General features: G+C 38.0%; 22 protein-coding genes, 2 tRNA genes and 1 pseudogene. 3 read left to right on the forward strand and 22 right to left on the reverse strand.

The genetic code is table 11. From position 1 onward, the window contains the following. Positions 1-2: 2 nt before the first annotated feature. The 10 genes from rimO to MoGM_RS10010 form a co-directional block, all read right to left on the reverse strand. Positions 3-1,304 carry a 30S ribosomal protein S12 methylthiotransferase RimO gene (rimO, locus tag MoGM_RS09965; protein ID WP_104369924.1) on the reverse strand — a complete coding sequence of 434 codons (1,302 nt, stop codon included), beginning with the start codon at positions 1,302-1,304 and terminating at the stop codon, positions 3-5. A gap of 3 nt (positions 1,305-1,307) precedes the next feature. Continuing rightward, positions 1,308-2,267 carry a signal recognition particle-docking protein FtsY gene (ftsY, locus tag MoGM_RS09970; RefSeq protein WP_104369925.1) on the reverse strand — a complete coding sequence of 320 codons (960 nt, stop codon included), beginning with the start codon at positions 2,265-2,267 and terminating at the stop codon, positions 1,308-1,310. 141 nt (positions 2,268-2,408) lie between these two features. Next, positions 2,409-2,482: transfer RNA gene (locus tag MoGM_RS09975), tRNA-Asp, on the reverse strand. Between the two features lie 69 nt (positions 2,483-2,551). Next, positions 2,552-3,073 carry a GNAT family N-acetyltransferase gene (locus tag MoGM_RS09980; RefSeq protein WP_104369926.1) on the reverse strand — a complete coding sequence of 174 codons (522 nt, stop codon included), beginning with the start codon at positions 3,071-3,073 and terminating at the stop codon, positions 2,552-2,554. Further along, positions 3,074-4,264 (reverse strand): glycosyltransferase family 2 protein, encoded by a 1,191-nt coding sequence (locus MoGM_RS09985; RefSeq protein ID WP_104369927.1) that lies wholly within the window; start codon positions 4,262-4,264, stop codon positions 3,074-3,076. Then, positions 4,261-4,692 carry a hypothetical protein gene (locus MoGM_RS09990; protein ID WP_104369928.1) on the reverse strand — a complete coding sequence of 144 codons (432 nt, stop codon included), beginning with the start codon at positions 4,690-4,692 and terminating at the stop codon, positions 4,261-4,263. Before MoGM_RS09990 ends, MoGM_RS09985 begins: the two co-directional genes overlap by 4 nt. A gap of 7 nt (positions 4,693-4,699) precedes the next feature. Beyond that, the gene (gene recR, locus MoGM_RS09995; RefSeq protein WP_104369929.1) at positions 4,700-5,314 is read right to left on the reverse strand and encodes a recombination mediator RecR; all 615 of its coding nucleotides are present in this window, start codon (positions 5,312-5,314) and stop codon (positions 4,700-4,702) included. A 7-nt stretch (positions 5,315-5,321) separates the two neighbouring features. Continuing rightward, positions 5,322-7,112 carry an ABC-F family ATP-binding cassette domain-containing protein gene (locus tag MoGM_RS10000; RefSeq protein ID WP_104369930.1) on the reverse strand — a complete coding sequence of 597 codons (1,791 nt, stop codon included), beginning with the start codon at positions 7,110-7,112 and terminating at the stop codon, positions 5,322-5,324. Positions 7,113-7,121: 9 nt separating this feature from the next. Further along, complete coding sequence (yihA, locus tag MoGM_RS10005) at positions 7,122-7,724, reverse strand: ribosome biogenesis GTP-binding protein YihA/YsxC (RefSeq protein WP_104369931.1); 603 nt, start codon at positions 7,722-7,724, stop codon at positions 7,122-7,124. 126 nt (positions 7,725-7,850) lie between these two features. Beyond that, positions 7,851-7,924, reverse strand: a tRNA-Arg gene (locus MoGM_RS10010). Positions 7,925-8,876: 952 nt separating this feature from the next. Between MoGM_RS10010 and MoGM_RS10015 the strand changes: the two genes are divergently transcribed. Both MoGM_RS10015 and MoGM_RS10020 read left to right on the forward strand, forming a co-directional pair. After that, positions 8,877-9,263, forward strand: a complete 387-nt coding sequence (locus tag MoGM_RS10015; protein ID WP_104369932.1) for a hypothetical protein — start codon at positions 8,877-8,879, stop codon at positions 9,261-9,263. Further along, positions 9,229-10,207, forward strand: a pseudogene (locus MoGM_RS10020) (transposase). The gene MoGM_RS10015 and the pseudogene MoGM_RS10020 overlap by 35 nt, the downstream one beginning before the upstream one ends. A gap of 249 nt (positions 10,208-10,456) precedes the next feature. Here the strand turns inward: MoGM_RS10020 and MoGM_RS10025 are convergent. Genes MoGM_RS10025 through ileS form a run of 12 tightly spaced genes read right to left on the reverse strand, consistent with a single transcriptional unit; the run spans position 10,457 to position 22,642 of the window. Continuing rightward, positions 10,457-11,098, reverse strand: coding sequence for a DUF3256 family protein (locus tag MoGM_RS10025; protein ID WP_104369933.1), 642 nt, complete (start codon positions 11,096-11,098; stop codon positions 10,457-10,459). Further along, entirely contained in the window at positions 11,095-12,300 is a 1,206-nt protein-coding gene (locus MoGM_RS10030; RefSeq protein ID WP_104369934.1) for an ABC transporter permease, read from the reverse strand. The genes MoGM_RS10025 and MoGM_RS10030 overlap by 4 nt, the downstream gene beginning before the upstream one ends. Beyond that, entirely contained in the window at positions 12,297-12,941 is a 645-nt protein-coding gene (locus MoGM_RS10035) for an ATP-binding cassette domain-containing protein (RefSeq protein ID WP_104369935.1), read from the reverse strand. Before MoGM_RS10035 ends, MoGM_RS10030 begins: the two co-directional genes overlap by 4 nt. A 2-nt stretch (positions 12,942-12,943) precedes the next feature. After that, on the reverse strand, positions 12,944-14,299 hold the full coding sequence (locus MoGM_RS10040; protein ID WP_104369936.1) for a DUF4836 family protein: 1,356 nt from the start codon (positions 14,297-14,299) through the stop codon (positions 12,944-12,946). After that, positions 14,296-15,027, reverse strand: coding sequence for a 16S rRNA (uracil(1498)-N(3))-methyltransferase (locus MoGM_RS10045; protein ID WP_104369937.1), 732 nt, complete (start codon positions 15,025-15,027; stop codon positions 14,296-14,298). Before MoGM_RS10045 ends, MoGM_RS10040 begins: the two co-directional genes overlap by 4 nt. A 7-nt stretch (positions 15,028-15,034) precedes the next feature. Beyond that, on the reverse strand, positions 15,035-15,577 hold the full coding sequence (locus tag MoGM_RS10050) for a bifunctional nuclease domain-containing protein (RefSeq protein ID WP_104369938.1): 543 nt from the start codon (positions 15,575-15,577) through the stop codon (positions 15,035-15,037). After that, positions 15,574-16,821, reverse strand: coding sequence for an MFS transporter (locus tag MoGM_RS10055; protein ID WP_104369939.1), 1,248 nt, complete (start codon positions 16,819-16,821; stop codon positions 15,574-15,576). Before MoGM_RS10055 ends, MoGM_RS10050 begins: the two co-directional genes overlap by 4 nt. Positions 16,822-16,872: 51 nt before the next feature. After that, positions 16,873-17,028 carry a hypothetical protein gene (locus MoGM_RS13090; protein ID WP_158249598.1) on the reverse strand — a complete coding sequence of 52 codons (156 nt, stop codon included), beginning with the start codon at positions 17,026-17,028 and terminating at the stop codon, positions 16,873-16,875. Positions 17,029-17,080: 52 nt separating this feature from the next. Further along, positions 17,081-18,013, reverse strand: coding sequence for a DUF4296 domain-containing protein (locus MoGM_RS10065; protein WP_104369941.1), 933 nt, complete (start codon positions 18,011-18,013; stop codon positions 17,081-17,083). A gap of 24 nt (positions 18,014-18,037) precedes the next feature. Then, the gene (locus MoGM_RS10070; protein ID WP_233210249.1) at positions 18,038-18,664 is read right to left on the reverse strand and encodes a lipoprotein signal peptidase; all 627 of its coding nucleotides are present in this window, start codon (positions 18,662-18,664) and stop codon (positions 18,038-18,040) included. After that, positions 18,661-19,041 (reverse strand): molecular chaperone DnaK, encoded by a 381-nt coding sequence (locus MoGM_RS10075; RefSeq protein WP_104369943.1) that lies wholly within the window; start codon positions 19,039-19,041, stop codon positions 18,661-18,663. Before MoGM_RS10075 ends, MoGM_RS10070 begins: the two co-directional genes overlap by 4 nt. A 34-nt stretch (positions 19,042-19,075) precedes the next feature. Beyond that, positions 19,076-22,642 (reverse strand): isoleucine--tRNA ligase, encoded by a 3,567-nt coding sequence (gene ileS / locus MoGM_RS10080; RefSeq protein WP_104369944.1) that lies wholly within the window; start codon positions 22,640-22,642, stop codon positions 19,076-19,078. Between the two features lie 923 nt (positions 22,643-23,565). Between ileS and MoGM_RS10085 the strand changes: the two genes are divergently transcribed. Beyond that, positions 23,566-25,266: bifunctional UDP-sugar hydrolase/5'-nucleotidase (locus MoGM_RS10085; protein WP_233210250.1), on the forward strand; the 1,701-nt coding region annotated here is incomplete at its 3' end.

Here is a 25,266-nt window from a genome sequence, read left to right on the forward strand (position 1 = left end):
TCTCAATTTTGTATGACAGTTCCAAATAAATCAAAACTTTCTGCATCAACAATCTTCACATCATAAAAACTACCTATAATCAATCGTCTCTCCGCAATAGGAATCAAAACTTCCGGATCTACTTCTGGAGAACTGTATTCTGTACGTCCTACATAATACTCTCCTTCTTTTCTATCTATCAACACACGTACTATATTTCCAATCCTTTCTGCTTCAAATTCTGCATTTATTCGTTGCTGCAAAGTCATAATTTTATCAAGACGTTGCTGCTTTATTTCTTCAGGAACATCATCTTCGTAATGTAATGCAGAATACGTATTTTCTTCTTCTGAATAAACGAATGCCCCCATACGTTCAAAACGCATTTCACGAACAAAATCGATCAGTTCATTAAATTCCTCTTCCGTCTCTCCAGGAAAACCGACCATTAATGTTGTCCTAATATAAATTCCTGGCACTTTCCTACGTATACTTTCTATCAACTCATAAGTTTCTTTTTTAGTAATATTCCTATGCATACGCTTTAATACATTATCCGACACATGTTGTAAAGCAATATCCAAGTATTTACATACATTCTGCTTTTCGCGCATCACATCCAATAATTCTAAAGGGAAATTTGCAGGATAAGCATAATGCAAACGAATCCATTCCACCCCCGGAATATCTGCCATGCGGGATATCAATTCCGCAATATGCTGTCTACCATCTATATCTACACCATAATATGTAAGTTCTTGAGCGATTATCTGAAACTCCTTTGTTCCATCTGATACAAGTGAACGTACCTCATTTAATATTTCGTCCATCTGACGACTCTTATGCTTGCCTGTGATAATGGGTATTGCACAATAAGCACACCGTCTGTCGCAGCCTTCACTTATCTTTAGATAAGCATAATGCCGTGGAGTTGTTATATGATGTCTAATTCTTTCGGTCTCATCATCAGAAACTCCAAGTTCATTGAGTAATTCCGTATAATCAAACTTCCCATAATATTTATCGACTTGTGGTATCTCCGCTTCAAGTTCACCCTTGTATCTTTGTGACAAGCACCCCATCACATAAAGTCTCTCTATCTTACCTTCATCTTTCGCCTGTGCAAATTCCAATATTGTATTTATACTTTCCTGTTTGGCGTCTCCAATAAATCCACATGTATTTATTACAACTATTTCTCCATGAGGATTTTCACTATCATGAGTACAATAATACCCCTTATTTTCAAATTTGTTCATAAGAATTTCAGTATCCACCAAATTCTTAGAACACCCCATTGTGATAAAATCAATCGTTTTCTTCACTTTTCAATCTGTTGTATTAAACAGAGAATTTACAAAATGATGTTTTCTAAACAACTGTAAATCTTCCATACCCTCACCAAGTCCTATATATTTCACAGGCACTTTCAATTGATCGCTTATGCCAATCACAACACCACCTTTGGCTGTGCCATCAAGTTTAGTTATAGCCAATGATGTAATCTGCGTAACCGCAGCAAACTGCTTGGCTTGTTCAAAAGCATTTTGGCCCGTACTTCCATCTAGCACAAGCATGACTTCATCCGGTGTTTGTGGAAGTACCTTTTTCATTACATCCTTTATTTTTTTTAACTCATTCATCAAGCCTATTTTATTATGAAGACGACCAGCCGTATCAATAATTACAACATCAGCATCATTTGCTTTTGCACTACTTAGTGTGTCAAACGCCACAGATGCCGGGTCACTACCCATTTGCTGCTTAACAACAGGGACACCGACACGTTCTCCCCAAATGCAAAGTTGCTCCACAGCCGCAGCTCTAAATGTATCGGCTGCACCAAGATAGACTTTCTTTCCTGCTTTCTTAAATTGATAGGCAAGTTTTCCTATTGTTGTTGTTTTTCCAACACCATTTACTCCAACAACAAGTATTACATAAGGCTTATGACCAGAAGGCAACTCCCAATCATCATTATTCCCATTATTATTTTCAGCAAGTAAAGATGCAATCTCATCACAAAGAATACGATTAAGCTCGGAAGTACTTACATATTTATCTCGTGCCACCCTATCCTCAATTCGCTGTATAATTTTCAGAGTTGTATCTACTCCTACATCACTCGTTATAAGTACTTCTTCCAAGTTGTCCAGAACGTCATCATCAACCTTCGACTTGCCTGCAACCGCACGTGTCAATTTGTCAAATACACTTGTTTTAGTCTTTTCCAAGCCCTTATCAAGCGTTTCTTTTTTGTTCTTATTAAAAAAGCCGAAAATTCCCATATTAATACATTTTAGTTGCAAAGGTACAACAAAAAAATTGATAGACGGAGAAAAACAAAGGAAAAACAAGAAAATACAAAACTCAAATGTGTTTATGTAATAAAATAAGAGTTCTGAAATATTTATTCCAGAACTCTTATGCGGTGCGTACGGGACTCGAACCCGTGACCCCATGCGTGACAGGCATGTATTCTAACCAACTGAACTAACGCACCAATCTTTCTCCGTTTGCGGATGCAAAGGTACTAATAAAAAATTGAACAACCAAATTTATTCTGTAAAAATCACAAAAAAGTTTGTACCAATAGTGCATTTTGAAACCTATTACCGTCATACAACCAATCATGTAATACTCCACCGATTGAGTATCCCATTTTTTCAAACAAGTGTATAGATGCATTATTAGTTTCAGCTACAAATGCATAAAGTTGATGCAAATGCAATATATTCTTAGAATACGTTGCAAGATGATTTAATATACTTCCGGCATATCCCTGATTACGATATTTGTCAATAACAACAATACTGACTTCTGCACGCAAATGACGAGGATCAAAATTTATGACATCAGCGATCCCAACAATTTCATTATCTTTGTTTTCAACCATTAATCTTACTTGTTTGTCTGTATATATATCTCCGGTAACAGATAAGATATAATCATGCAGTGTAAATTTTGAATATGGCACATTAGTTATTCCGACATTCCACAACGCTACATTATTTTCTATTTCATAGAGAATTTCAAGATCTTCCGGTTCCAACGCCCGTAATTTTACATGTGGAAAAATATCCATATCTCTCATTTATCTTATTATTTCATCCGGAGTTATAAGTATCCCTGTATTAACGTTAAATGTTCCCAACTTGACATTAGTATCCTTATTTTTTGACATAAAATTAATTATATTCTCATAACTGTACACTGTTGTATCAAAAACTATATATGTCACCGCCTTTCCATCCGCACAAACTGAGAAAGGTATTTTCCTTATTTCATTCTCATTTTTCACACAAAACGATTCTGTCGTTAATCCCATACGATGGGATATTTCTATACACGATTTCAACATTCTTTCATTTCCGATAAATATAAACTTAGGCTCATTACCAAACTTTTCTACAAAACCGAGAGATTTACGCATCCATTTAGTCATCATCACAACAAACGCAATAAAAGCCTTCATGTATATGGCAACCTTTATAGGCAAAACAACCCCCAATTTAAGATGTCCATAATGCTTACGAAAAAAGATCAACATGGCTTGATAAAACACATGAACGTATCTAAAAGATGTCTTGTGCGTGCTTTCTCCTTTATAATGCAATATTTGAAACGGCAAATACCAGTTATCAAATCCCCCCTTCAGTAATCTATATGACAAATCAATATCCTCTCCATACATAAAAAAATCAGTATCAAGAAGTCCCACTTTATCAAGCGCAGAGCGCCTTACCAAAAAGAATGCTCCGCTTACCACATCTATTTTTGCCGGTTTGTCCCAGTCCAAATAACTCATATAATAACGTCCGAAACGTTTACTTTTCGGAAATTTTGCGCAAAGTCCGCACATTTTATAAAAAGAAGTCATTGGTGTAGGTAAACCACGTCGCGATTCCATTGCCACAGTCCCGTCTGCATTATACATCTTAACCCCGACTCCTCCTGCATTCAAATGCTTATCCGAAAATTCTAAAGCCCCACGAATTGTATTCTCACACACAAACGTATCAGGATTAAGCAGCAATATATATTCTCCCGAAGAGCGTCTTATCGCAATATTATTAGCTCTTGCAAACCCTAAATTTCTATTAGACTCTATTATATTTACATATTCAAACCGCTTACGAAGATACCCGATAGAATCATCTTCTGAATGATTGTCAACTACAAAAATTTCACTTTCTATACCTTTGAGAGCTTTCTCCAAACTATTAAGACACTGCTCTATATAGTATTTTACATTATAGTTTACGATTACAACTGTCAGTTTCATCCCCTTGCATTATATAGTTCCTCCTCACATTTTGTCTTGCCTGGATACACAAAAAACATGCTTATAAATACTATAATAGCAAGATAACCGAATGAACTTTGCATGAATAGATAATACAACAAAATATTCATTGCAAACAAACTGCCAAGGATAACCAACCTTATCTTGCCCCATTTTACTAACGCACGTTTTCCACTGAAAGCCAATTCCTTACGAACTTTGGTAAACTTAAACAACCGAAGTGAGACTGGTATACATATTATGGTTACCAATTCCATAACAGACATAACGACAAACTCTAATTGACCGTATGCATCTAAAAGTATTCCTTGTCCTATACCCCAAAGCTCAAAAAAGCCAACAAATAATAATGGCAACAATATCGCAATAATGAATATTGTCAATAGATTTTTTCTTGTTTTATCCATATTAGATTTATTTTTTATCAAATGGTGTCCTGTTTAATATAGATCTACCAAGAGTAACTTCGTCTGTATACTCCAATTCGTCTCCAACAGATATGCCTCTTGCGATAACGCTAAGTTCAATATCAAACGACGATAGTTTCCTGTATATGTAAAAGTTGGTCGTATCACCTTCCATAGTCGAACTCAGAGCCAATATCACCTCTTTTATATCACCTTCAGATACCCTGTTTACAAGAGACTCTATCTCTATATCTCCTGGGCCAATACCATCCATAGGCGATATTACTCCACCAAGAACATGATATAAACCATCGAACTGCTGCGTATTTTCGACAGCCATAACATCCTGAATATTTTCCACTACACATATAACAGTGCTGTCACGCCTCATATCTGCACATATAGGACAAATATCCGTATCGCTGATATTATGGCATTTAGAACAATGCTTTACTTCATTGCGCATTTTACTTATTGAACCCGCAAAAGCATTTACAGATTCCACGTCCTGCCGCAATAGATGAAGAACCAACCTAAGAGCGGTCTTGCGCCCCACTCCCGGTAGTTTGGCAAACTCGCCCACCGCCTTTTCAAGTAATCGTGAAGGATAATGATGTTCCATGCCTGAATTACTTTATTTCTATCTCACTAAGTTCAAGCCATCTCATACTTTTCTCTTCCAGTTCTTGTTGTAATACGGGAAGTCGCTTACTATTCTCAGTCAATTCATCAACACTAAGTGTTCCGCTGCACAATGCAGCTTCAATATTCTTCTGTTCATGCTCCAAATCTGATATTTCTTTTTCCAATATAGAGAACTCCATCTTTTCTTTGTAAGTCATCCTACGCCTTGTATCATTATGGTAGTTCTTTTTACCCGATACCTTTTTGTCACATCCCACCTTTCTATCTTCCTTAGCCGACTCCAATGCATTCCACGATCTGTATTGCGTATAATTACCGGGAAAATCCTTTATTTCCCCATTGCCCTTGAATACTAGAAGATGATCAACTACCTTATCCATAAAATAACGGTCATGGCTCACAACAATGACACACCCTGGAAAATCGGCAAGATACTCCTCCAACACCTGAAGTGTCACTATGTCAAGATCATTCGTCGGCTCGTCTAATACAAGAAAATTAGGATTACGCATCAGAACCGTACATAAATAAAGTTTACGCCGCTCGCCGCCACTCAACTTATATACGTAGTTATGCTGCTGCTCGGGAGTAAACATGAAATACTGCAGAAATTGAGATGCCGTCATATGACGTCCGCCACCTAAATCAATATAGTCAGCAATTGCCGTTATAACATCTATAACTTTTTGTCTTTCATCAAATACAAGACCTTCTTGGGAAAAATAACCGAACCGTACAGTCTCACCAACAACGATTTTACCAGAATCAGGTTTCTCTTGCCCAATTAGCATTTTGACAAATGTCGACTTTCCTGTGCCATTATTTCCTACTATACCCATTTTCTCATACCGTGAAAAATTATAATAGAAATCATTCATCACCACACACTCAGGCGACCATGCTTTGGATATATACTGGCATTCAAAAATTTTTGTACCTATATATACACTACTTGATTTCAACCGTATCTGTCGCTCCTCTACACGCCGTTTAGCCACCTTTTCCAACTCATAGAAAGCCTCCTCCCTGTATCTTGCCTTATGCCCTCGAGCCTGAGGCATACGCCGCATCCAATCCAACTCTGTTCTATAAAGATTATTAGCCCGTGCAATCTCAGCGTTTTTGGCATCTATACGTTCTTGTCGTTTTTCTAAATAATAACTATAGTTTCCACGATAGGTATATATTTTATTGTCGTCAAGCTCCAAAATAACACTGCACACCCTGTCAAGAAAGAACCTGTCATGGGTCACCATCAGTAAAGTTTTGTTACCGCGGGCAAGAAACAATTCCAACCACTCTATCATTTCAAGATCAAGATGGTTTGTCGGCTCATCGAGTATCAATAAATCAGGCTCCGTAATAAGTACATTTGCCAATGCGACCCTTTTTTGCTGACCTCCACTAAGCTGATTGATCTGTTGAGAAAGATCTGTAATTTTAAGCTTTGTCAATATTTGCTTGGCCTTAAGCACCATTTCATCGTCACCACGATGATTGAAGCAAGCGTCAAGTACGGAATCTTCCGGATTAAATTTAGGAGACTGTTCAAGGTACCCTATTTTCAAATTGCGCCTAAAAACAATTTCTCCGGAATCATAAGTATCTTGCCCAGATATAATAGACAATAACGTTGATTTACCCGTACCGTTTTTTGCTATAAGTCCTACTTTCTTGCCTTCTGCTATGCTGAAACTTATATCCTCAAATAATGTAAGAGCACCAAATGATTTTGTCAGGTTCTGAACATCTAAATATGGAATTTCTTTTGCCATTGCGTTATTTTATTCAGCAAATGTCTTGTTTACTGCTTCTATATAATTAAGTACTTCATCCCGTCCTTGCCTATTTTCTGACGATGTTACAAACATTGGTGGAAGTTCTTCCCATGTCTCACCTAGTTTCTTTTTATAAGATATAAGGTTTGATTGCACTTTTGTTGTATTAAGTTTGTCTGCTTTCGTGAAAACAATTGCAAAAGGCACACTGCTAGCACCAAGCCAATTTATAAAGTCTATATCTATTTTCTGGGCTTCAAGACGAATATCCACAAGTACAAAAACATTTACAAGCTGTTCTCTTTGCAATATATATCCGTTTATCATCTGTTCCAGTTTCGCTATCTCTTTTTTTGAACGTTTTGCGAAACCATATCCAGGCAAGTCGACAAGATACCATTCTTTATTTATTATAAAATGATTTATCAGCATTGTTTTGCCAGGTGTAGCGGATGTTTTTGCCAATTTTTTATTTCTACACAACATATTTATCAGGCTCGACTTACCCACATTGGATCTTCCGATAAATGCATATTCAGGTTTCACATCCTTAGGGCACATTGATACCATGGGGGAACTTATGACATACTCAGCGTTCTTTATTTCCATATCAATAATACTATTTAAGGTGCAAATTTACGGTAAAATAGACAAAACACAAAATAAAAACAATACTTTTAGACTTATGTTATAATGTATATAAAATAAAAAGAGAAGCGGAAGTGCTTCTCTTTGTGACTCCTATAGGATTCAAACCTATAACCTTCTGATCCGTAGTCAGATGCTCTATTCAGTTGAGCTAAGGAGCCTCTTTTGTATTGTTTGCGCCTCATTTCTGAATTGCGATGCAAAGGTAGTCACTTTTTTTGATACTACCAAACATTTCACAAACTTTTTTCAAAAAAATCAATATTTTATTGAAAAGGACACCAAAACTAATAAAATTAAGCATAAATATTCACGTCAACTTTTATTCGCATCAATACCACAAAAACATAACTGCCCATTGTGCCTTTATCCACAAATTTATTAAAATATCAATTACCCTTTGGATAATTATTAATCATTTTCACATAGGCCTCATGATATTTGTCTATTATTTTTATCAACCAGACAATATTTTCGAGTTTCAAACGCCTTAATGGACACAAAACGATAAACCAGTTGCATTTTATCGATATACAATAAAAAAATCAGATGGTGGCCTGAGTCCCCAATTAGCAGACAACAAATAACTCTTAGCATATATTAGAGCAAGTTACCTGACAAACGGCAAAGCAAAAAAAATATAACTAGCAAACATCTCATTGGGAAAAATATTATAATTTTAAATCAATCATGAACTCTTTTTCTACAATACTCCTCCATTTATAACTCTATTTCACCCATTTATTATACGGAAAAATAGGATAATTATATTTACAAATAAAACAATAACATTCATTTTGATTAAATTTTATCAAAAATATGTTTTTAAACATACAATTTGATTTGCGAGTATTAGAATAAAGATTTACCTTTGGAGCAGTTATCCTGAATACAATCTTTTTACCTTAAAAAAGCTAATACCTATTGAAGAAGAATGTCTCACACTGTGAAGTGCGAGACATTTATTATATACTTACGGTGTGACTCATTAATTTTCCAATGCAATCTATCATCCTAAATGTCCAACCTCGCTTACATATGATCTGGGTTCAGTTCATAGAAATTTAGTGGGGATTTTTTCGTTGTTTTAAAGAAACTCCCGATTTTTGCTTTATGGAAACAAATCAATTAGAGGTTTTGGCGCACATCGTGCTTCCCTCAGAAATCCTCAACTACTTTTCAGTAGTCGGTATTAAGCAAACATCTACAGAAATACACATTCATCTGGATGAATTAATGAATCCGGACTTGTCTGGTAACGTTCACTTTGAATACAAAGGCTTCATGGATGCAGTAAGCGTCACCGACTTCCCAATCCGTGACCATAGGGTCATCTTGATGATACGCCGCCGTCGCTGGACTGACACGCGTACAGGCAAAAGTTTCAGTATCCCCATCGATCTGGATGTGGTTTGTAAAGGCACCCGTTACTCCAAGGAATTTGGAGCTTTTTTAAAAGAGACGTATGGAGACATCCCCGGCGACCTGCCATACGCTTGAGGAGTTCTATCATATAAATGGTCATACATTTGAGAAACAGTATAAGGAAACACTCAGTGGGTTCTGGGATTGGGAACAACTCGATCATGCGGACAGATGGATGTTGTTCCCTGACAACATAGGCCCACATTTGGCTATAGACGAGTCGTCTCTATCGAACGGTGAACTATATACCTTTATCACCAACCGTGACCGGCATGGTCGTGAGGGGTGTCTCGTGGCAGTCATGGCAGGGGCTAAGTCGGAGGATGTCATACAAAGCAAAATAGACGAGGATACACGAGAAGCGGTGGAGGAAGTGACTCTTGACCTGTCCGATTCCATGCGCAAGATTGTTTCCGTTGCTTTCCCGAAAGCTAAACGTGTCATAGACCGTTTTCATATACAGAAACTTGCCTGTGATGCCATACAGGGAATCCGTGTAGTTCACCGGTGGGACGCGTCGCAACAAAGCAATGGAGGAGTGCAAACAGACTGGAAAAGCGTACATGCCTTACCGTTTTCCAAACGGAGACACACGTCCGGAACTACTTATCAGAAGTAGGTATCTCCTGTTCAAGTCTGCAGACAAATGGACTGAACGACAGAAAGAAAGAGCTGGAATTCTATTTGAAGAATATCCAGACATTCAAATGGCGTATGGACTCTCGCATTCCTTAAGGATGATATTTTCTAAAAACACAATTAAGGACGCCGCGAGACTGGGCATGGCCCGGTGGTACAATAAAGTGGATGAGTCAAAGATAAAATCGTTCAATGTTATAGCAGCTACATTCTATGAACACTATGATGACATCCTGAATTTCTACAATAACAGGGCCTCAAATGCGGCAGCGGAGTCATTCAATGCAAAAATTAAACTCTTTAGGGCAAACTTACATGGAGTAGTGGATAAAAAGTTCTTCCTTTTTAGAATAGCAAAGATATATGCATATCCCCACTAAATTTCTACTGACCCATAATCTGGCTTACATTAACATAACTATACATAAACTCATACAGCCTTCATAAAATTTCCTCGCATCGTTATTAAAGAAATAAACGATGCGAGGAAAACCGAAATTGATTATCATCACGACAACCAACTTTTCATTAACCTTAATAATCTAATACCATGAAAAACACAGTGCAAAATTATAACATAAATTATACCTGCGCCATGATATAGTGATAATTAAGCATATTTTCTTGACCTATTTAAATATATTACCATCCCATTTTAATGTTTTAGGAATAAATAGGCTTCCTATCTCACCCTTATCTTCCTCTGTAAGAAGAGGTATTGACAATTTAAGAATTAAATCTGTTGTCTCTGGTGATAGATTGGCCGATACCATGAATGGACATAATTTGTCGGTCAAAATTCTAAGTCTTTCATCACTTACAGTATGATCTTCAATCATAAAATTGGATATTTCAAACTTAATTGGCACCAAAGACTTCATGGATTTCCAACCAGTGGTATAGAACTGAACAGAACTTTCTTTTATGTCACTGCCAACAGATGAGACCATACATATTATTAATGAATCTCTGAAACTGTTACCATGATATGGCAGTATCTTCAATTCAACAGATGACGACGGACTTAATCTCAAATACAAATAATCATGAGTAAGTTTGGTTAATGTCACACTGTCACCTAAATTATCATTTACCTGTGCTTCCATCCCTGATTCCGCAAAATCTATTAAATCAAGCTTATTACCGCTTGACATATATGGTAACAGCGTATCCGGCATATTGACGAATATGGTACGCATGGATACTTCCTGAGCAAACAGTTGAATACTCATAGGGAAAAGCAATAATGTTATTATAGTCTTTATATTCATTCTGATTTATGTTTCCAAATGTCGTTTGTCACTTTATTGCGGATTATAAGACTGTTTATCATTGTTATAAAAACAAACAAAACACCTCCAAATACCATCGAAGGCAATAACGTTCCCCCATTGAGATTGGGATATATACTCTCTATTGTATCCATATAATATCTGCGGACAAAATATATTATTACGCACGCTACCGCAACGATAGATAGGTTCAATAATGCCGTAAGCATTTGATATGGAAACGCCACTTGTCTTGGGCTATATCCTATAAGCAACAAATTCTCCAATTTTGACGAATTTTTCTGCACCAAAAGATAAATACTGAGCATGAGTATATAAAAACTCAGAACGCTTATAATGATACCGACCGACATGACAAGTGATACTACCATTCGAAGAAAGAACATATTCTTTTCTGCATTCAGTTTATTGTCTTCCACCTCATAACCGTTTTCGTCAATGAATCGCGATATACGATCATCTGTCGGATTACCTACTTCAATAACTATTCTTGTCGGTTCCTCTGGCTGCCTGTCGGAATATTTGGCATTACTCCAATCCATAAATGCTTGTGGTACAAGTATAGTGTTCAACCGGCTGGAAAATCCAATTACCTTTCCCTTGTATTCGTCTTTCATACCGTTACCAGAGATAAGTATGCGGAAATCAATCATGCCGACTAATCCTTCGCTGATCTTAGGTAGCGAACGTGATTGGGCGAATCCGAAATTATACATATTAATATATGTACGCGGCAAGATGATAGGTACCACACTACTACCTTTATCCCATGTCCAATCATCCTCAGAAGCATCCACAAAATCATCCGGAACGCTTTCAAAAAAAATCTCGGAGCTCAATATGGGAGAACCACCCACTCCCATATAGGCACTCACATTATATAATGTAGAAGTAAATTGCCCTGTTTTATTTACAAATCTCTGACTGGAAATATCGTTTATCTCCGCTCCAGTAAACGTATTGGATTGACCAGACAATGTATTTCCTATACTGATTTGTTTACTGATAATAAGATAATCTGCACTCATGAAAGAATCCGGTTGTGTAAACACTGGCTCTACATCACGATAGAACTGAAAACCGAGAATAACTATCAGCACTCCCATAAGATTAGCAAAAAAGAACCCTACGAACTGCGGCACACTGATATGATGCCGAAGTAATTTCCAAACAAGCTTCATAACCTTAATGTTTTTTCGTATTTCATATCTATATGCTTTCCAATACTTGTCATTATTATTCCTGCTCCCTGGCGTTGTGCCTCGGCAACAATCATTTTCCCCATTATAACAGCATTATTGTCATCAAGGTGACTTATCGGCTCATCGGCAATAATGAAATCAAACGGTTGCACCAATGCTCTCATAAGAGCGACACGCTGCTGTTGACCAAACGACATATACCTCACCGGAACATTCAATTTATCAGCTATTCCCAATACTTCAAACCAATCTTTTATTTCTTTTTCTTCTTTAAAACCGACAAGATTGTTTTTTATAATGACATTCTCCAACGCTGTCAATTCCGGAAACAACCTTAGTTCCTGAAACAAATGACTTATATGATTCTTTCTTATATCACACCAGTTACTTACCGTAAAGCTTTTAATATCTTCATGATCAAAACTTATTTTACCGGAATAATCATTCCGATATCCTAACATATAACTGCAAAACGTACTTTTACCTTTACCGCTTTCAGATTCCATCAAGTAGACATGCCCGCGTTCAAAAGTCACGTTACTATTCCATACATCCGAACACAGTCTGTCATTATCAGCAAAGACAGAAGGCAAAACGGAACATAATTCTAGTTTATCCATATTTATTTCATGCTATATACAACGACATTGACATTTCCGAATATAGACGAAAAAATGTCCATCGCTGTTTGTAATTGCGGCATCTGCTTGGTAAGAGCATCTAAGCTCACTATAACGCAAGCACGTTTCCCACGTATCCCATTTCTCACACACTCCGACAAACGCTCTCCTGACGGTAAACCGGCCGTTTGAGCCAAGTTCTCTGTTGTACTTATATATAATTGGTTCTGTTTATTTATACCGAAATACATATTCCACCCGGCACCGGAATAAAAGAACTCACGATCATTTTTGTTCCTTATTTCATAACCACTCGGGGTCGTCTTTTTCCAATAATCCACATCAGCCAACCAATCCGTATCACGAACGTTTGCCAACAACTGAAAATCAAAATTCTTTCCTTTCGCAGAAGGCATTGCCATCAATATATCTCCATCAATACTTTTCAATATCATATCTATATCCAATGCCGTATTCAATCCTATAAGCAGTGTACGGAATGGTATATTATTACGTAAAAGATTTAAATAATTCTCACCATTCACGCCGCTTAGAATTGTCAACACATTATTCAATGATATACAATCTATATATTTGCCTTCTATAGGATGATAGGTTGCCAACGACGATTTTATAGACAAGTCTATATCGTTATCAAAAGAAAATGTCTCACCAACAATATTGAGACATCCGTCACTGACAGTTGCTGATGCAGCCATTAAAATATCATTCGGCTTTGCTTTGGACAATGCACCCATAGAAAAAAGAGAGAGCATCTTTTCCGGCAGTGCTTGCCCTCTTATTATCATGGCTATCGGAGTTTCTATTGAATCCAGACGCTCATACATTGGAGTGTTAACTATACTGTTATCATTTTCTGTTCCAAGATACTTAGTAATCTTTGCCTGCAACTTTGATTGTCCAGATCCAATGGTAGGTCCCATCAATATTATCGCACTTTTAGAAAAACCTGCCACAAAACTATCATTGAATACGGAGAATTTATATCCTTTCCTCTCTTTTATTTTCGTACATTTATTCTTTTGTGATAATTCTTCAAACCATGACTCAACTTTCTTTTCATTATCAACACATGCCACAAGCCCCAACATTCCTTCTGCATCCTCAAACAGATATATGCGTTCATTTAAATCAATACCACTTTGACCGATATCTTCTATTTGCAAAATACTGTTGATAATACTTTTATCACCAGCATTATCTGCTTCAGAAATTCCTTTTACATCCAAAGAAAGTAACGCTATACTATTTGCAGGAATGGCATTTCTGTAATCAGATGAGCATGAACTCAATACTACGCCAATCGTTATTATATATATAATTATTCTTTTCATCATTTACCATTTAATTTGTCGGACAGTTGCATCATCATCAAAGCTGCTATCGCAGCTGTCTCTGTACGAAATCTGCTTTCTCCCAAATGCACTGGTACATATCCTTTATCTATTGCCAAACGCACTTCTTCAATAGAAAAATCCCCTTCAGGCCCAATTAAAACCGTCACATCATCCATCTGCCCTTGTGTTTTCAATTCATCAAAAAAGTATTTCCTTGGTATCTCTGTATAACAATGAGCTATAAATTTAAGCCCGGCACGTGGTGTTGAAATAAACTGCTTGAAAGCAATCATGTCATTAACTTGCGGTTTCCATGCCTTATGGCTCTGTTTAATTGCAGAAATAACTATTTTATCAATTCTCGGCAGTTTTATTATTCTACGTTCGGAAAATTTACAGTTAAGAAAGGAGAATTCATCTATTCCTATTTCCGTTGCCTTTTCTACCATCCACTCCATACGCTCCATCATCTTGGTTGGGGCTATCGCTATATGATAATGCCGTGCCCATTGACATTTCTGAGGATGTTCCTCTAAAATCTTATATACGCAACGTTTATTGGAAGCGAAAGTTACTTCTGCATTGTAATACTTACCGCATCCATCCATAAGGACTATTTCATCTCCTACATTTAATCGTAGAACCCTAAGCGCATGCAGGGCCTCTTCTTCGGGCAATTCTTCGGAAATGCTTGCATTCGGCACATAAAAAAATCTTGTTTCTTTCATAATACAATCATTTTCTGTTTTCCAATTCTTCTTTGATATATGATGCCAACCTGTAATTCTCCTGCTCTATCGCTTTCTTCAACTCCTCTTTTAATTGCTGTGTGGTAATGGAATTTATTGGTATAGACATTCTGCTTGAATTCAATTTGTACTGTTCACTTTGCTTTAACATCAGTTTAGTGTCTATGTAGAGGGGTATACTACATATTAGTGATAATAGAACCGCATCGCTAAGTCTAATAGGATATGAACTTAAAGCGTTTGCATCCAATAATGCTACTTTATATTCTCCTTCGTCAATGCCATGAATCATTATCTCAAACCTCTGAATATCAACCAAGTCTTTCAACAAATGAACAAGAACTTCTGGTACAAATGTTTTCGAAAGAGTTTTATCCGAAAGTCTGATACTTATCTGATACTTCATAATTTCATCACAGACAAAACTCAATGCTCTTTTCTTTTCCATATCAGTAAGTACAATAACACTCATCTTACTATTGCCTACCACTTCCGATATGCCATTAAAGTAAAGCTGTATTCTGCTCATTTATTTAACTTATCTTTATTCGGTCGGAATACTAAAGCAAAGAGAACACCAACAGCAAGTGCATAAGCCGCAAATATGTACCAGCAAGTCTTCCATTCTACACCTTCGGAAGACGTATGTAATGTTACTACCACTTGGGCGATCAATGCTCCAACAGTAGCACCGACTCCATTTGTCATCATCATAAACAGTCCCTGAGCACTTGAACGAATAGACGCATCGGTCGTTTTATCTACAAATAGCGAACCGGATATATTGAAAAAATCAAATGCGACTCCATATATTATCATAGAGGCAATAAACAGCCAGACACCATTGCCTGGATTTCCGGCTCCAAGCAATCCAAATCGGAATACCCATGCAAACATTGCTATCAGCATTACATTCTTTATTCCAAACCGTTTCATGAAAAATGGAATCAAAAGAATACAACATGTCTCACTAACTTGAGATAAGGAATAAAGTATATTAGCATGTTGAACCCCAAAAGTATCAACATATTCCGTCATTGACTTAAAACTTTCTATATATGGTGTCGCAAAACCATTCGTTATTTGCAGACATACACCGAGCAATGCTGAGAAAATAAAAAATATCGCCATGTCTTTATGACGGAACAAGGAAAAGGCCTTCAATCCAAATGCATCAACAAAACTTTGCTTATCCCCGTCTCTGGCAATCGGACATGCAGGTAAAGTAAAAGTATATAGGAACAATAAAAGACTCAACACTCCCGAAGTAACAAATTGATTCTGATTTGACATAAAGCCTGTAATATCGACAAACCACATCGCACATATAAAACCGATAGTACCGAAGACTCTTATCGGAGGAAAATCCTTAACGGTATCCATACCAGCTTTTACCAACGCACTATATGCCACCGAATTTGTCAATGCCAACGTAGGCATATAAAAAGCCATACTTATGGAATAAAGGGAAAACAAAACAGCAAACTCCGAGTTGTTCCCTTCCGTATACCCATACCATGCTGCCGCCAACATAAACAATCCGGCCATAAGATGACACAAACCGAGCAATCGTTGTGCAGGTACCCATCTGTCCGCAATAATACCCATTATTGCCGGCATGAAAATAGAGACTATACCCTGTATCATAAAGAAATAGCCAATCATGGATGCCATTCCTATTTTAGTAAGATATACTCCCACACATGTTAAATATGCTCCCCATACGGCGAACTCCAAATAGTTCAATAATGCCAAACGTACTTTTAGATTCATAATGTTAACTTTTTCTTTATTGTTATTAATTCATGTATCTGTATAAAACACTTATATAAATCTTGCCCCGTTTCTGTAAGCGATGATATTACCACATTCATCATATCGCAACTCCATGACACCACCGACCCACTCCACCATAGGCTCTTCCGCATTAAACTGATGATATCCGGTTATAATCCCATCATCAATATCCAATATACACATATTTAATGTCTGTCCATTAAAAATAACCTCATGGACCGCAATATGCCTTCTTCTACCCTTTTCCACTCTTACCCGGTTTTAAAAGCATCCGTTTCTCTTTACGCACATTCAATATTGTCGTATCAGAAATATTATTCTTCATTGCTGAATCAGGAACAGCTTTTAAAGCATCATGTTTTTCCGGACTAATACTATCCGATAACAGCTTGTGAAACCTGACAAACTGGATATTATCTATAAACATGACCTTTTGAGTCCGTGACTCATCATTACCTCTATTAAGATAAATAAATCCTCTAAGATCCTTTATGCCATTATCATCATTACCTTTTATACGCAACTGTGACAGACCAGACACTGTTACATGGGTTGAATGTGTCGAAATACTATCATTATCGTATCGAACAGCTATGTACGCCACTGCATCCTTGGTTCCACTTTGATAAAAGAACGTTGTCATGAAATTAAACAAAAATGAATCTCCTTTTTTGAATGTCGAATCACCCTCTATCGTAAAGACCAACTTATCATAAGGAGATACCGGCATCAATATGGCAGCCTGTTCTCCCTTCCATATATTTGCTGTATCTCCATCTGTTGTCAACATTGAATATTTCCCCATTTCACCGACAGAAGCACCTAATCCTAACGCCTCATTCTCCAAACGGTCGCCAACGCTCTTATATATTTTATAAAGTCGCTCCGAATGTGTATAATAATACACCATCGATGAATCAAATTGTGCTTCTGTCACCCCATGTTTCTTCAATACCGCATAGTAATAAAGACTTTTGTTGAATGACACCGAGTTTGACTCAGACGCACGTCCACCCACTGCTTGGGATATATAATAATCATATAATATATCTTCCATATCGTCAGGCTGAATAAACTCGCCAGGTACTGTCGGTTTACAAGCCACCAACAATAACGAAAACACTATTGCCTTTAATATATTAGTAATTGTACTGACTTCACACCTCATCTGCACCCAACAAACTAAATATATTTATTTTCTTAATGTTATTTCACTCAATTCTTTGCGATAGAAAAGAAGCAACAACACAACTCCGACACTTATACTTGCATCTGCGAAATTAAATATCGGGCTGAAAAATATAAACTCACTTCCTCCATATACCGGAATCCACTCGGGCCATGTGGTGACAATCAACGGGAAGTAAAACATATCAACGACCTTTCCCATTAGAAAAGGCGCGTAACCTGTACCGAAAGGAACGACAAAAGATGTATAGTACTCAGACGACGCATTAAATATCAGACCATAAAACATACAATCAATCACATTACCGACGGCACCGGCGATGACCAATGCCAAACAAGCTATATAACCGAACTTAGCTCTTCTTATCGTTTGAAGATATAAATAATAAACACCAACACTTATAGCGACAATACGAAATAAGGATAATAGTAATTTACTTCCGATTTCCATGCCATATGCCATGCCGTTATTCTCTATAAAACAAATCTTAAACCATGAAGTAACTGAAATCACCTCATGAAGAGTCATGTTGGTCTTTACCCAAATCTTTATTATCTGATCTATCAAAAGAATGGCTATAACGATAAGCATAGCCATTCTTCCTCTTGTAAATACGTCTTTTATACTCATTTCTTTCTGTTCTGTTTCGACTCCACGCTTAATGTCGCATGAGGCACCGCACGTAGGCGCTCTTTCGGAATTAACTTACCGGTTATTCTATCTATACCATAAGTCTTATTCTTTATACGCATCAATGCCGCCTCTAATCCGGCTATAAACTTCTGTTGTCGACTTGCAAGCTGGATGATCTCCTCTTTGCTTTGAGCAGCACTTCCCTCTTCAAGGATCTTATATGTCGGCGACGTATCATCAACATCATTACCATCCTGATTCATAAGCACTTTCATCATCTGCTCATAATCACGCTTGGCCAATGCCAATTTCTCATTTATGATATTGCGGAACTCTTCAAGTTCCTCATCACTATAATGTGTTTTTTCTGTCATAATAAAAAGGTTTTTAGATTAATACTATTTCTGTTTAAACTTTCTCTATCTTTATATTCACCTTTATCGTGTCAAACTCAAACTCCTGTCCGTCATTATCAACCACATCGATGGAATCGGCCAAAACCTGTGTCTTTATGTATTCGCAGTACTCATTGACAGCCTGACAGATACCATCACGAGGTGAAACAGAAATCCTGATACGGTCAGTGATTTCCAAACCAGATTCCTTACGTACATTCTGTATACGGTTTATCAATTCGCGGGCAACGCCTTCATTGAGCAACTCATCTGTCAGTTTTACTTCAAGAGCAACCGTAAGATTTCCCTCATTGCTTACCAACCATCCAGGAATATCCTCGCTGATTATTTCCACATCGGAGAGTTCCACTGTCACATCCTGTCCTTCCACAACCACACCGATAAGCCCATTATTCTCCAATATGCCGATCTCTTCCTGAGTGAGAGCGTCCATACATGCAGCCACGCCCTTCATCAACTTTCCGAACTTCTTGCCCATTGTCCTGAAGTTGCACTTCACTTTCTTAACCAGAATGCCAGAGCCTTCGGCAAATTTCAATTCTTTTACATTTACCTCATTCATTATCAGTTCTTTAACGGCATCAACGCAAGCTTTTTGTCGGTCGTCTATTGCAGGTACCATTATCATCTGTAACGGTTGACGCACCTTTATATTAACCTTGCGGCGAAGTGCAAGCACCATAGAGGTTATCTTTTGAGCAATACCCATCCGCTCTTCAAGACTTTCGTCTATCAGATTATCGTCAGCTTCTGGGAACGCGGCCAAATGCACAGAACAAACATTATCGCGTCCTGTCGCCTTGGTCAAGTCAAGATACAAGCGATCAGCATAGAAAGGAGAGAACGGAGCCAATAATTTGGCTACAGTTTCAAGACAAACGTACAAAGTCTGATAAGCAGACAATTTGTCGGCACTCATCTCCTTGCCCCAAAAGCGTTTACGGTTCAAGCGTACATACCAATTGGACAAATCGTCATTCACAAACGATTCTATCAGTCGACCTGCACGTGTCGGGTCATAACCACCCAATTCATGGTCCACACCCTTTATCAGAGAATGAAGCACCGAAAGAATCCAGCGGTCAATCTCCGGACGCTCGTTTACCGGTACTTCCGGTTGGGAATAGTCAAATCCGTCAACATTTGCATATAGGCTGAAGAAAGAATATGTATTATATAATGTGCCGAAGAATTTACGACGTACTTCATCTACTCCCTCCGGATCAAACTTCAAGTTATCCCAAGGCTCAGAGTTTGTCATCATGTAAAAACGTACCGGATCTGCCCCATACTTATCCATCATTTCAAACGGATCTGTAACATTGCCGACATGCTTGCTCATCTTATTGCCTTTGGCATCGAGCACGAGACCTGTCGATATCACATTCTTGAACGCCACACTGTCAAACACCATAGTTGCTATCGCATGCAATGTGAAGAACCAACCACGAGTCTGATCCACGCCTTCATTAATAAAATCAGCGGGGAACGCCAATCGTTTGTCTATCAGTTCTTTATTCTCGAATGGATAATGTATCTGCGCATATGGCATTGCACCGGAGTCAAACCAAACATCAATGAGGTCGGTCTCACGCTTCATCGGCTTTCCGCTCTCGCTCACCAAAACAATGTTATCTACATAAGGACGATGAAGGTCTATCTTGTCGTAGTTCCCGGCCGAGTAATCTCCGGGTATAAAACCATTCTCTTTAAGAGGATTGGACTTCATAAATCCGACTGATACGGATTTATCTATTTCATCGGACAATTCCCGCAAACTGCCGATACACTTCTCTCCACCATCCTCGTCGCGCCAAATGGGAAGTGGCGTACCCCAAAATCTTGAACGTGAAAGGTTCCAGTCGTTAAGATTTTCCAGCCAGTTGCCGAAACGTCCCGTTCCCGTAGACTCCGGTTGCCAGTTTATGGTCTTGTTCAACTCGGCCATACGCTCTTTCTTTGCCGTAGAACGGATGAACCAACTGTCGAGCGGATAATAAAGAACAGGCTTGTCCGTACGCCAGCAATGAGGATAGTTGTGCGTTTGCTTCTCTATCCTGAAAGCCGTTCCGGCCTGCTTCATCTCCATACATATTACAATATTGAGGTCTTCCGCCTTATTCGCCGCTTTCTCATCGTATTTCCCATTTACTGTAAATTCAGCCTTATATGCGTTTTTAACATAGTCACCGGCATGATGTCCGTATGCTACTCCGTCAACACATACACTTACAAAATTGTTGTCAAGTTCTTCCGCAATATAGTATTTTCCTTCAAGATCAACCATCGGACGTGTCTCGCCTTTCTTATTAATAAGGAACAACGCTGGTATTTCAGCATCGTTAGCCACCTTGGCGTCATCCGCTCCAAATGTTGGGGCTATATGTACGATACCCGTACCGTCTTCTGTCGTCACATAGTCTCCCGGAATTACACGGAACGCTTTTTCGCCCATTTCAACGAAAATATCCTTGCCGTTTTCACAGGTGAAAATCTTTTCTGGGTGCTGCTCGGCATAAGTATTCACGTAAGCGGGTGCATTCGTCCCTGTCTTTTGACACGGCTTAACCCAAGGCATCAACTGATTGTAGCCTATTCCTACGAGTTCCGAGCCAATATATGACCCAACTATTCTGTATGGAATTACTTTGTCACCATGCTTATAATCTTCCATCGGCACATCTTTGCCTTCCGGCTTGAAATATGCCGACACTCTTGCCTCAGCCATTACAATCGTCACAGGCTCATCATTATATGGATTGTATGTCTGTACTGCCACATAGTTGATCTTCGGGCCCACACATAGGGCTGTATTTGATGGAAGAGTCCATGGTGTGGTGGTCCATGCGGCGAAATATGGAGTTCCCCACCCTGTCCATTCGGCCTTGGGTTTTGTTATCTTGAATAAAGCCGTGACCGTGGTATCTTTCACGTCACGATAACATCCTGGCTGGTTCAACTCGTGCGAACTGAGTCCGGTTCCGGCAGCGGGAGAATAAGGCTGGATAGTATATCCTTTATAGAGCAAACCCTTCTGGTAAAGCTGTTTCAAAAGCCACCACAGTGTCTCGATGTATTTATTGTCATAAGTGATATAAGGATTGTCCAGATCTACGAAATAGCCCATTTCCTCTGTCAGCTTACGCCACTCGGCTGTAAATTTCATTACATTCTCACGGCACTTTTTATTATAATCTTCTACCGAGATGTACTTGGCCGACTCTTTGTTGTCTATATCGGCTTTTGTTATACCCAATTCTTTCTCTACCCCAAGTTCCACCGGCAATCCATGAGTATCCCACCCAGCCTTGCGGTGTACCTGATAACCTTTCATGGTCTTATATCTGTTGAAAGTATCTTTAATTGAACGTGCCAGGACATGGTGAATACCAGGATGTCCGTTAGCAGAGGGAGGCCCTTCGAAAAACACGAACTGCGGACATCCTTCACGTTCGTCTATAGACTTATGAAAAACATCATTATCGTTCCATGCCTTCAACACTTCATTATTAACCTGAGTAAGATTCAATCCGTTATACTCGGTGAATTTTTTAGCCATACTTATATCGTTATTTATTATACATTGTTATATAAGCCGCAAAGATAGTGCTTTTTTTTAAGCGAACAAAATAAATAAATATTTTTAATAAATAAGATAAAGGTATGGCATGTTATATCGGATTTACATGCACTTTGACTATTTCTGATTTATCATTTTCATTTTTTATGCCAAAAATAAGATTCTGCATTTTTTGAATTAAAGAAACATTGCGAATGACTTACATCATAATATTGTAAATAACAAATAACATGGTTACAGAGTCTATAAAAACCATTGAAAGCAAACAATGAAAATATCATACAAAACAGCTTCCACAATTCGAGTATTTAAAAATAAAAAACTTCTGGTCGAAAAAATTCAAGTATTTCATGTGCAAATGTAACAACCAGTAAATCACCAACATAAATCATAATAAATCTATTTTGTGCAAAAACATTTTGAGTTTTCAGAAATACAATTCCGCAATGAGGTACTTGTTACGTTGCATTTAGTATCCCATTGCGAGCTAACGAGCATCCCGTCATCTTGCAATAAGATGCCCAATGCGTCCTAACAAGCGGCTTAACGCAAACGAAAAAGAATATTTATTCAAATAACCATATAAAAACAGATAGCAAAGAGGCATTTAACAGACTATTATTTTTCTATTTCACAAAAAATAAAAGGTACTTTTTTATGATACTATTTTTACATATTTACATACAAATCATGGAATATCATCATACATACGCTGTATAATACGAATCAGTTCAAAGAAATATTGAAACAACTTCTTAAAGAGAATGTTCATAGAAGCTCATTTACCAACATCATAAAACTCAAAAACGCGCCACTCACCAATTATTTATATAATATTTTTCGTACTTTTGCATGCAAAACAATACCAGATATAAATGATAAAAAGAACGATATTCGCTATAATGACACTTTTTTTAGCTACACACGCAATGGCTGGCAACAAAAAAATAAATATCAGAATAATAGAGACAAGTGATGTACACGGATGCTTTTTTCCTTACGATTTCATTGAGAGAAAGCCCAAAATAGGCAGTCTCGCAAGAGTAAGCACATATGTGAATAAGTTGCGTAAGAGCTATGGAGACAATGTCATATTGCTTGACAATGGAGATATTTTGCAAGGACAGCCTGTGTGTTATTACTCAAATTACATTGCCGACAAAGAACCGAACATAGCCGCCGAGGTGGTAAACTACATGAAATATGACGCTCAGGCATTCGGAAATCATGATGTGGAAACCGGACATAACGTGTACGACAAATGGATAAATGAGACTAAATGCCCTGTAATTGCAGCCAATATTATCAACATCGAAACCGGCAAGCCGTATGTACAGCCATATACTATAATAAACAAGGAAGGCATAAAGATTGCCATATTGGGCATGCTTACCCCCGCAATACCTAATTGGCTAAGTCCCGACCTATGGAGCGGAATGACATTTGAGAGTATAAAGAAATCTGCCGCATTCTGGATTGACTATCTGAAAAAAAACGAAAACCCCGATGTAATAGTGGGGCTCTTCCACAGCGGATGGGATGGCGGAATAAAAACGGCCGACTATATGGAAGACGAGACAAGCGAAGTAGCAAGAACAATTCCCGGTTTTGACATCATATTTTTCGGACACGACCATACAGAAAAGAACGAGACTATAACAAACAATTACGGTGAAAAAGTATTGTGTCTCGATCCGTCGTGCAACGCCATGATGGTGGCTGACGCTGAATTGGAAATAGAGATGTGCGGAAGCGAAATCATAAGCAAAAAAATAACCGGCAAAATACAAGATATACGCAACGAGGGTATAGACGAAGATTTCATTTACAGATTTGAAGAAAGTATCAGCAAAATAAACAGTTATGTAAATCGCAAGATAGCAGATATAACTTCAACAATAAGTATGAGAGACTGTTTCTTCGGCAATGCTCCCTTCACGGATTTGGTACACAACATACAGTTAAAACAGACCGGTGCCGATATATCGTTCTGTGCCCCACTGTCTTTTGACATTCAGATACCTGAGGGGCCTGTGTTTGTAAGCGATATGTTCAAAATTTGCCGGTTTGAAAACCAAGTATACGTACTGAACATGACCGGCGAGGAGATACGTAAATATCTTGAAATGAGTTATGGGTTATGGGCAAATACGATGAAAGCTCCTGATGACCATATAATGCTGCTTGATGATGCAAATCAAGACGACATGCAACGAAGAGGATTCAAGAACTTCACTTTCAACTTTGACAGTGCTGCCGGCATAGACTATGAGGTTGATGTGACACGCCCCGAAGGAAATAGGATAAACATTATTAGGATGAGCAACGGAAAGCCATTCGACAAAAACGCATGGTATAAGGTCGTGATGAACAGTTACAGAGGAAGCGGAGGCGGAGAGCTACTGACAAAGGGTGCCGGAATACCCAAAGACTCATTGGCAGGAAGAACGGTATATCAGAGTGAAAAAGACCAGAGATATTATATAATGAAAGAAATAGAGGATACCGGCATTGTAACGCCGACAGCTAACAGAAACTGGAAATTTGTGCCTGAAAAATGGACTATACAGGCAATAAAAAGAGACAGACAAATTATTTTCGGG

It is taken from the genome of Prevotella sp. MGM1 (assembly GCF_002933775.1).
Classification (GTDB): domain Bacteria; phylum Bacteroidota; class Bacteroidia; order Bacteroidales; family Bacteroidaceae; genus Prevotella.

What these genes read in the sequence shown, in the direction of transcription:
- MoGM_RS09990 (WP_104369928.1), bottom strand. Translation starts at nt 4,692, where the DNA reads ATGGATAAAACAAGAAAAAATCTATTGACAATATTCATTATTGCGATA.
- MoGM_RS09985 (WP_104369927.1), bottom strand. Translation starts at nt 4,264, where the DNA reads ATGAAACTGACAGTTGTAATCGTAAACTATAATGTAAAATACTATATA.
- MoGM_RS10000 (WP_104369930.1), bottom strand. Translation starts at nt 7,112, where the DNA reads ATGGCAAAAGAAATTCCATATTTAGATGTTCAGAACCTGACAAAATCA.
- MoGM_RS10050 (WP_104369938.1), bottom strand. Translation starts at nt 15,577, where the DNA reads ATGAGCAGAATACAGCTTTACTTTAATGGCATATCGGAAGTGGTAGGC.
- yihA (WP_104369931.1), bottom strand. Translation starts at nt 7,724, where the DNA reads ATGGAAATAAAGAACGCTGAGTATGTCATAAGTTCCCCCATGGTATCA.
- MoGM_RS13090 (WP_158249598.1), bottom strand. Translation starts at nt 17,028, where the DNA reads ATGTGTATATTGGATATTGATGATGGGATTATAACCGGATATCATCAG.
- MoGM_RS10040 (WP_104369936.1), bottom strand. Translation starts at nt 14,299, where the DNA reads ATGATGAAAAGAATAATTATATATATAATAACGATTGGCGTAGTATTG.
- MoGM_RS10035 (WP_104369935.1), bottom strand. Translation starts at nt 12,941, where the DNA reads ATGGATAAACTAGAATTATGTTCCGTTTTGCCTTCTGTCTTTGCTGAT.
- recR (WP_104369929.1), bottom strand. Translation starts at nt 5,314, where the DNA reads ATGGAACATCATTATCCTTCACGATTACTTGAAAAGGCGGTGGGCGAG.
- MoGM_RS10070 (WP_233210249.1), bottom strand. Translation starts at nt 18,664, where the DNA reads ATGAGTATAAAAGACGTATTTACAAGAGGAAGAATGGCTATGCTTATC.
- MoGM_RS10025 (WP_104369933.1), bottom strand. Translation starts at nt 11,098, where the DNA reads ATGAATATAAAGACTATAATAACATTATTGCTTTTCCCTATGAGTATT.
- MoGM_RS10065 (WP_104369941.1), bottom strand. Translation starts at nt 18,013, where the DNA reads ATGAGGTGTGAAGTCAGTACAATTACTAATATATTAAAGGCAATAGTG.
- MoGM_RS09980 (WP_104369926.1), bottom strand. Translation starts at nt 3,073, where the DNA reads ATGAGAGATATGGATATTTTTCCACATGTAAAATTACGGGCGTTGGAA.
- MoGM_RS10075 (WP_104369943.1), bottom strand. Translation starts at nt 19,041, where the DNA reads ATGACAGAAAAAACACATTATAGTGATGAGGAACTTGAAGAGTTCCGC.
- MoGM_RS10015 (WP_104369932.1), top strand. Translation starts at nt 8,877, where the DNA reads ATGGAAACAAATCAATTAGAGGTTTTGGCGCACATCGTGCTTCCCTCA.
- ileS (WP_104369944.1), bottom strand. Translation starts at nt 22,642, where the DNA reads ATGGCTAAAAAATTCACCGAGTATAACGGATTGAATCTTACTCAGGTT.
- MoGM_RS10030 (WP_104369934.1), bottom strand. Translation starts at nt 12,300, where the DNA reads ATGAAGCTTGTTTGGAAATTACTTCGGCATCATATCAGTGTGCCGCAG.
- ftsY (WP_104369925.1), bottom strand. Translation starts at nt 2,267, where the DNA reads ATGGGAATTTTCGGCTTTTTTAATAAGAACAAAAAAGAAACGCTTGAT.
- MoGM_RS10045 (WP_104369937.1), bottom strand. Translation starts at nt 15,027, where the DNA reads ATGAAAGAAACAAGATTTTTTTATGTGCCGAATGCAAGCATTTCCGAA.
- MoGM_RS10055 (WP_104369939.1), bottom strand. Translation starts at nt 16,821, where the DNA reads ATGAATCTAAAAGTACGTTTGGCATTATTGAACTATTTGGAGTTCGCC.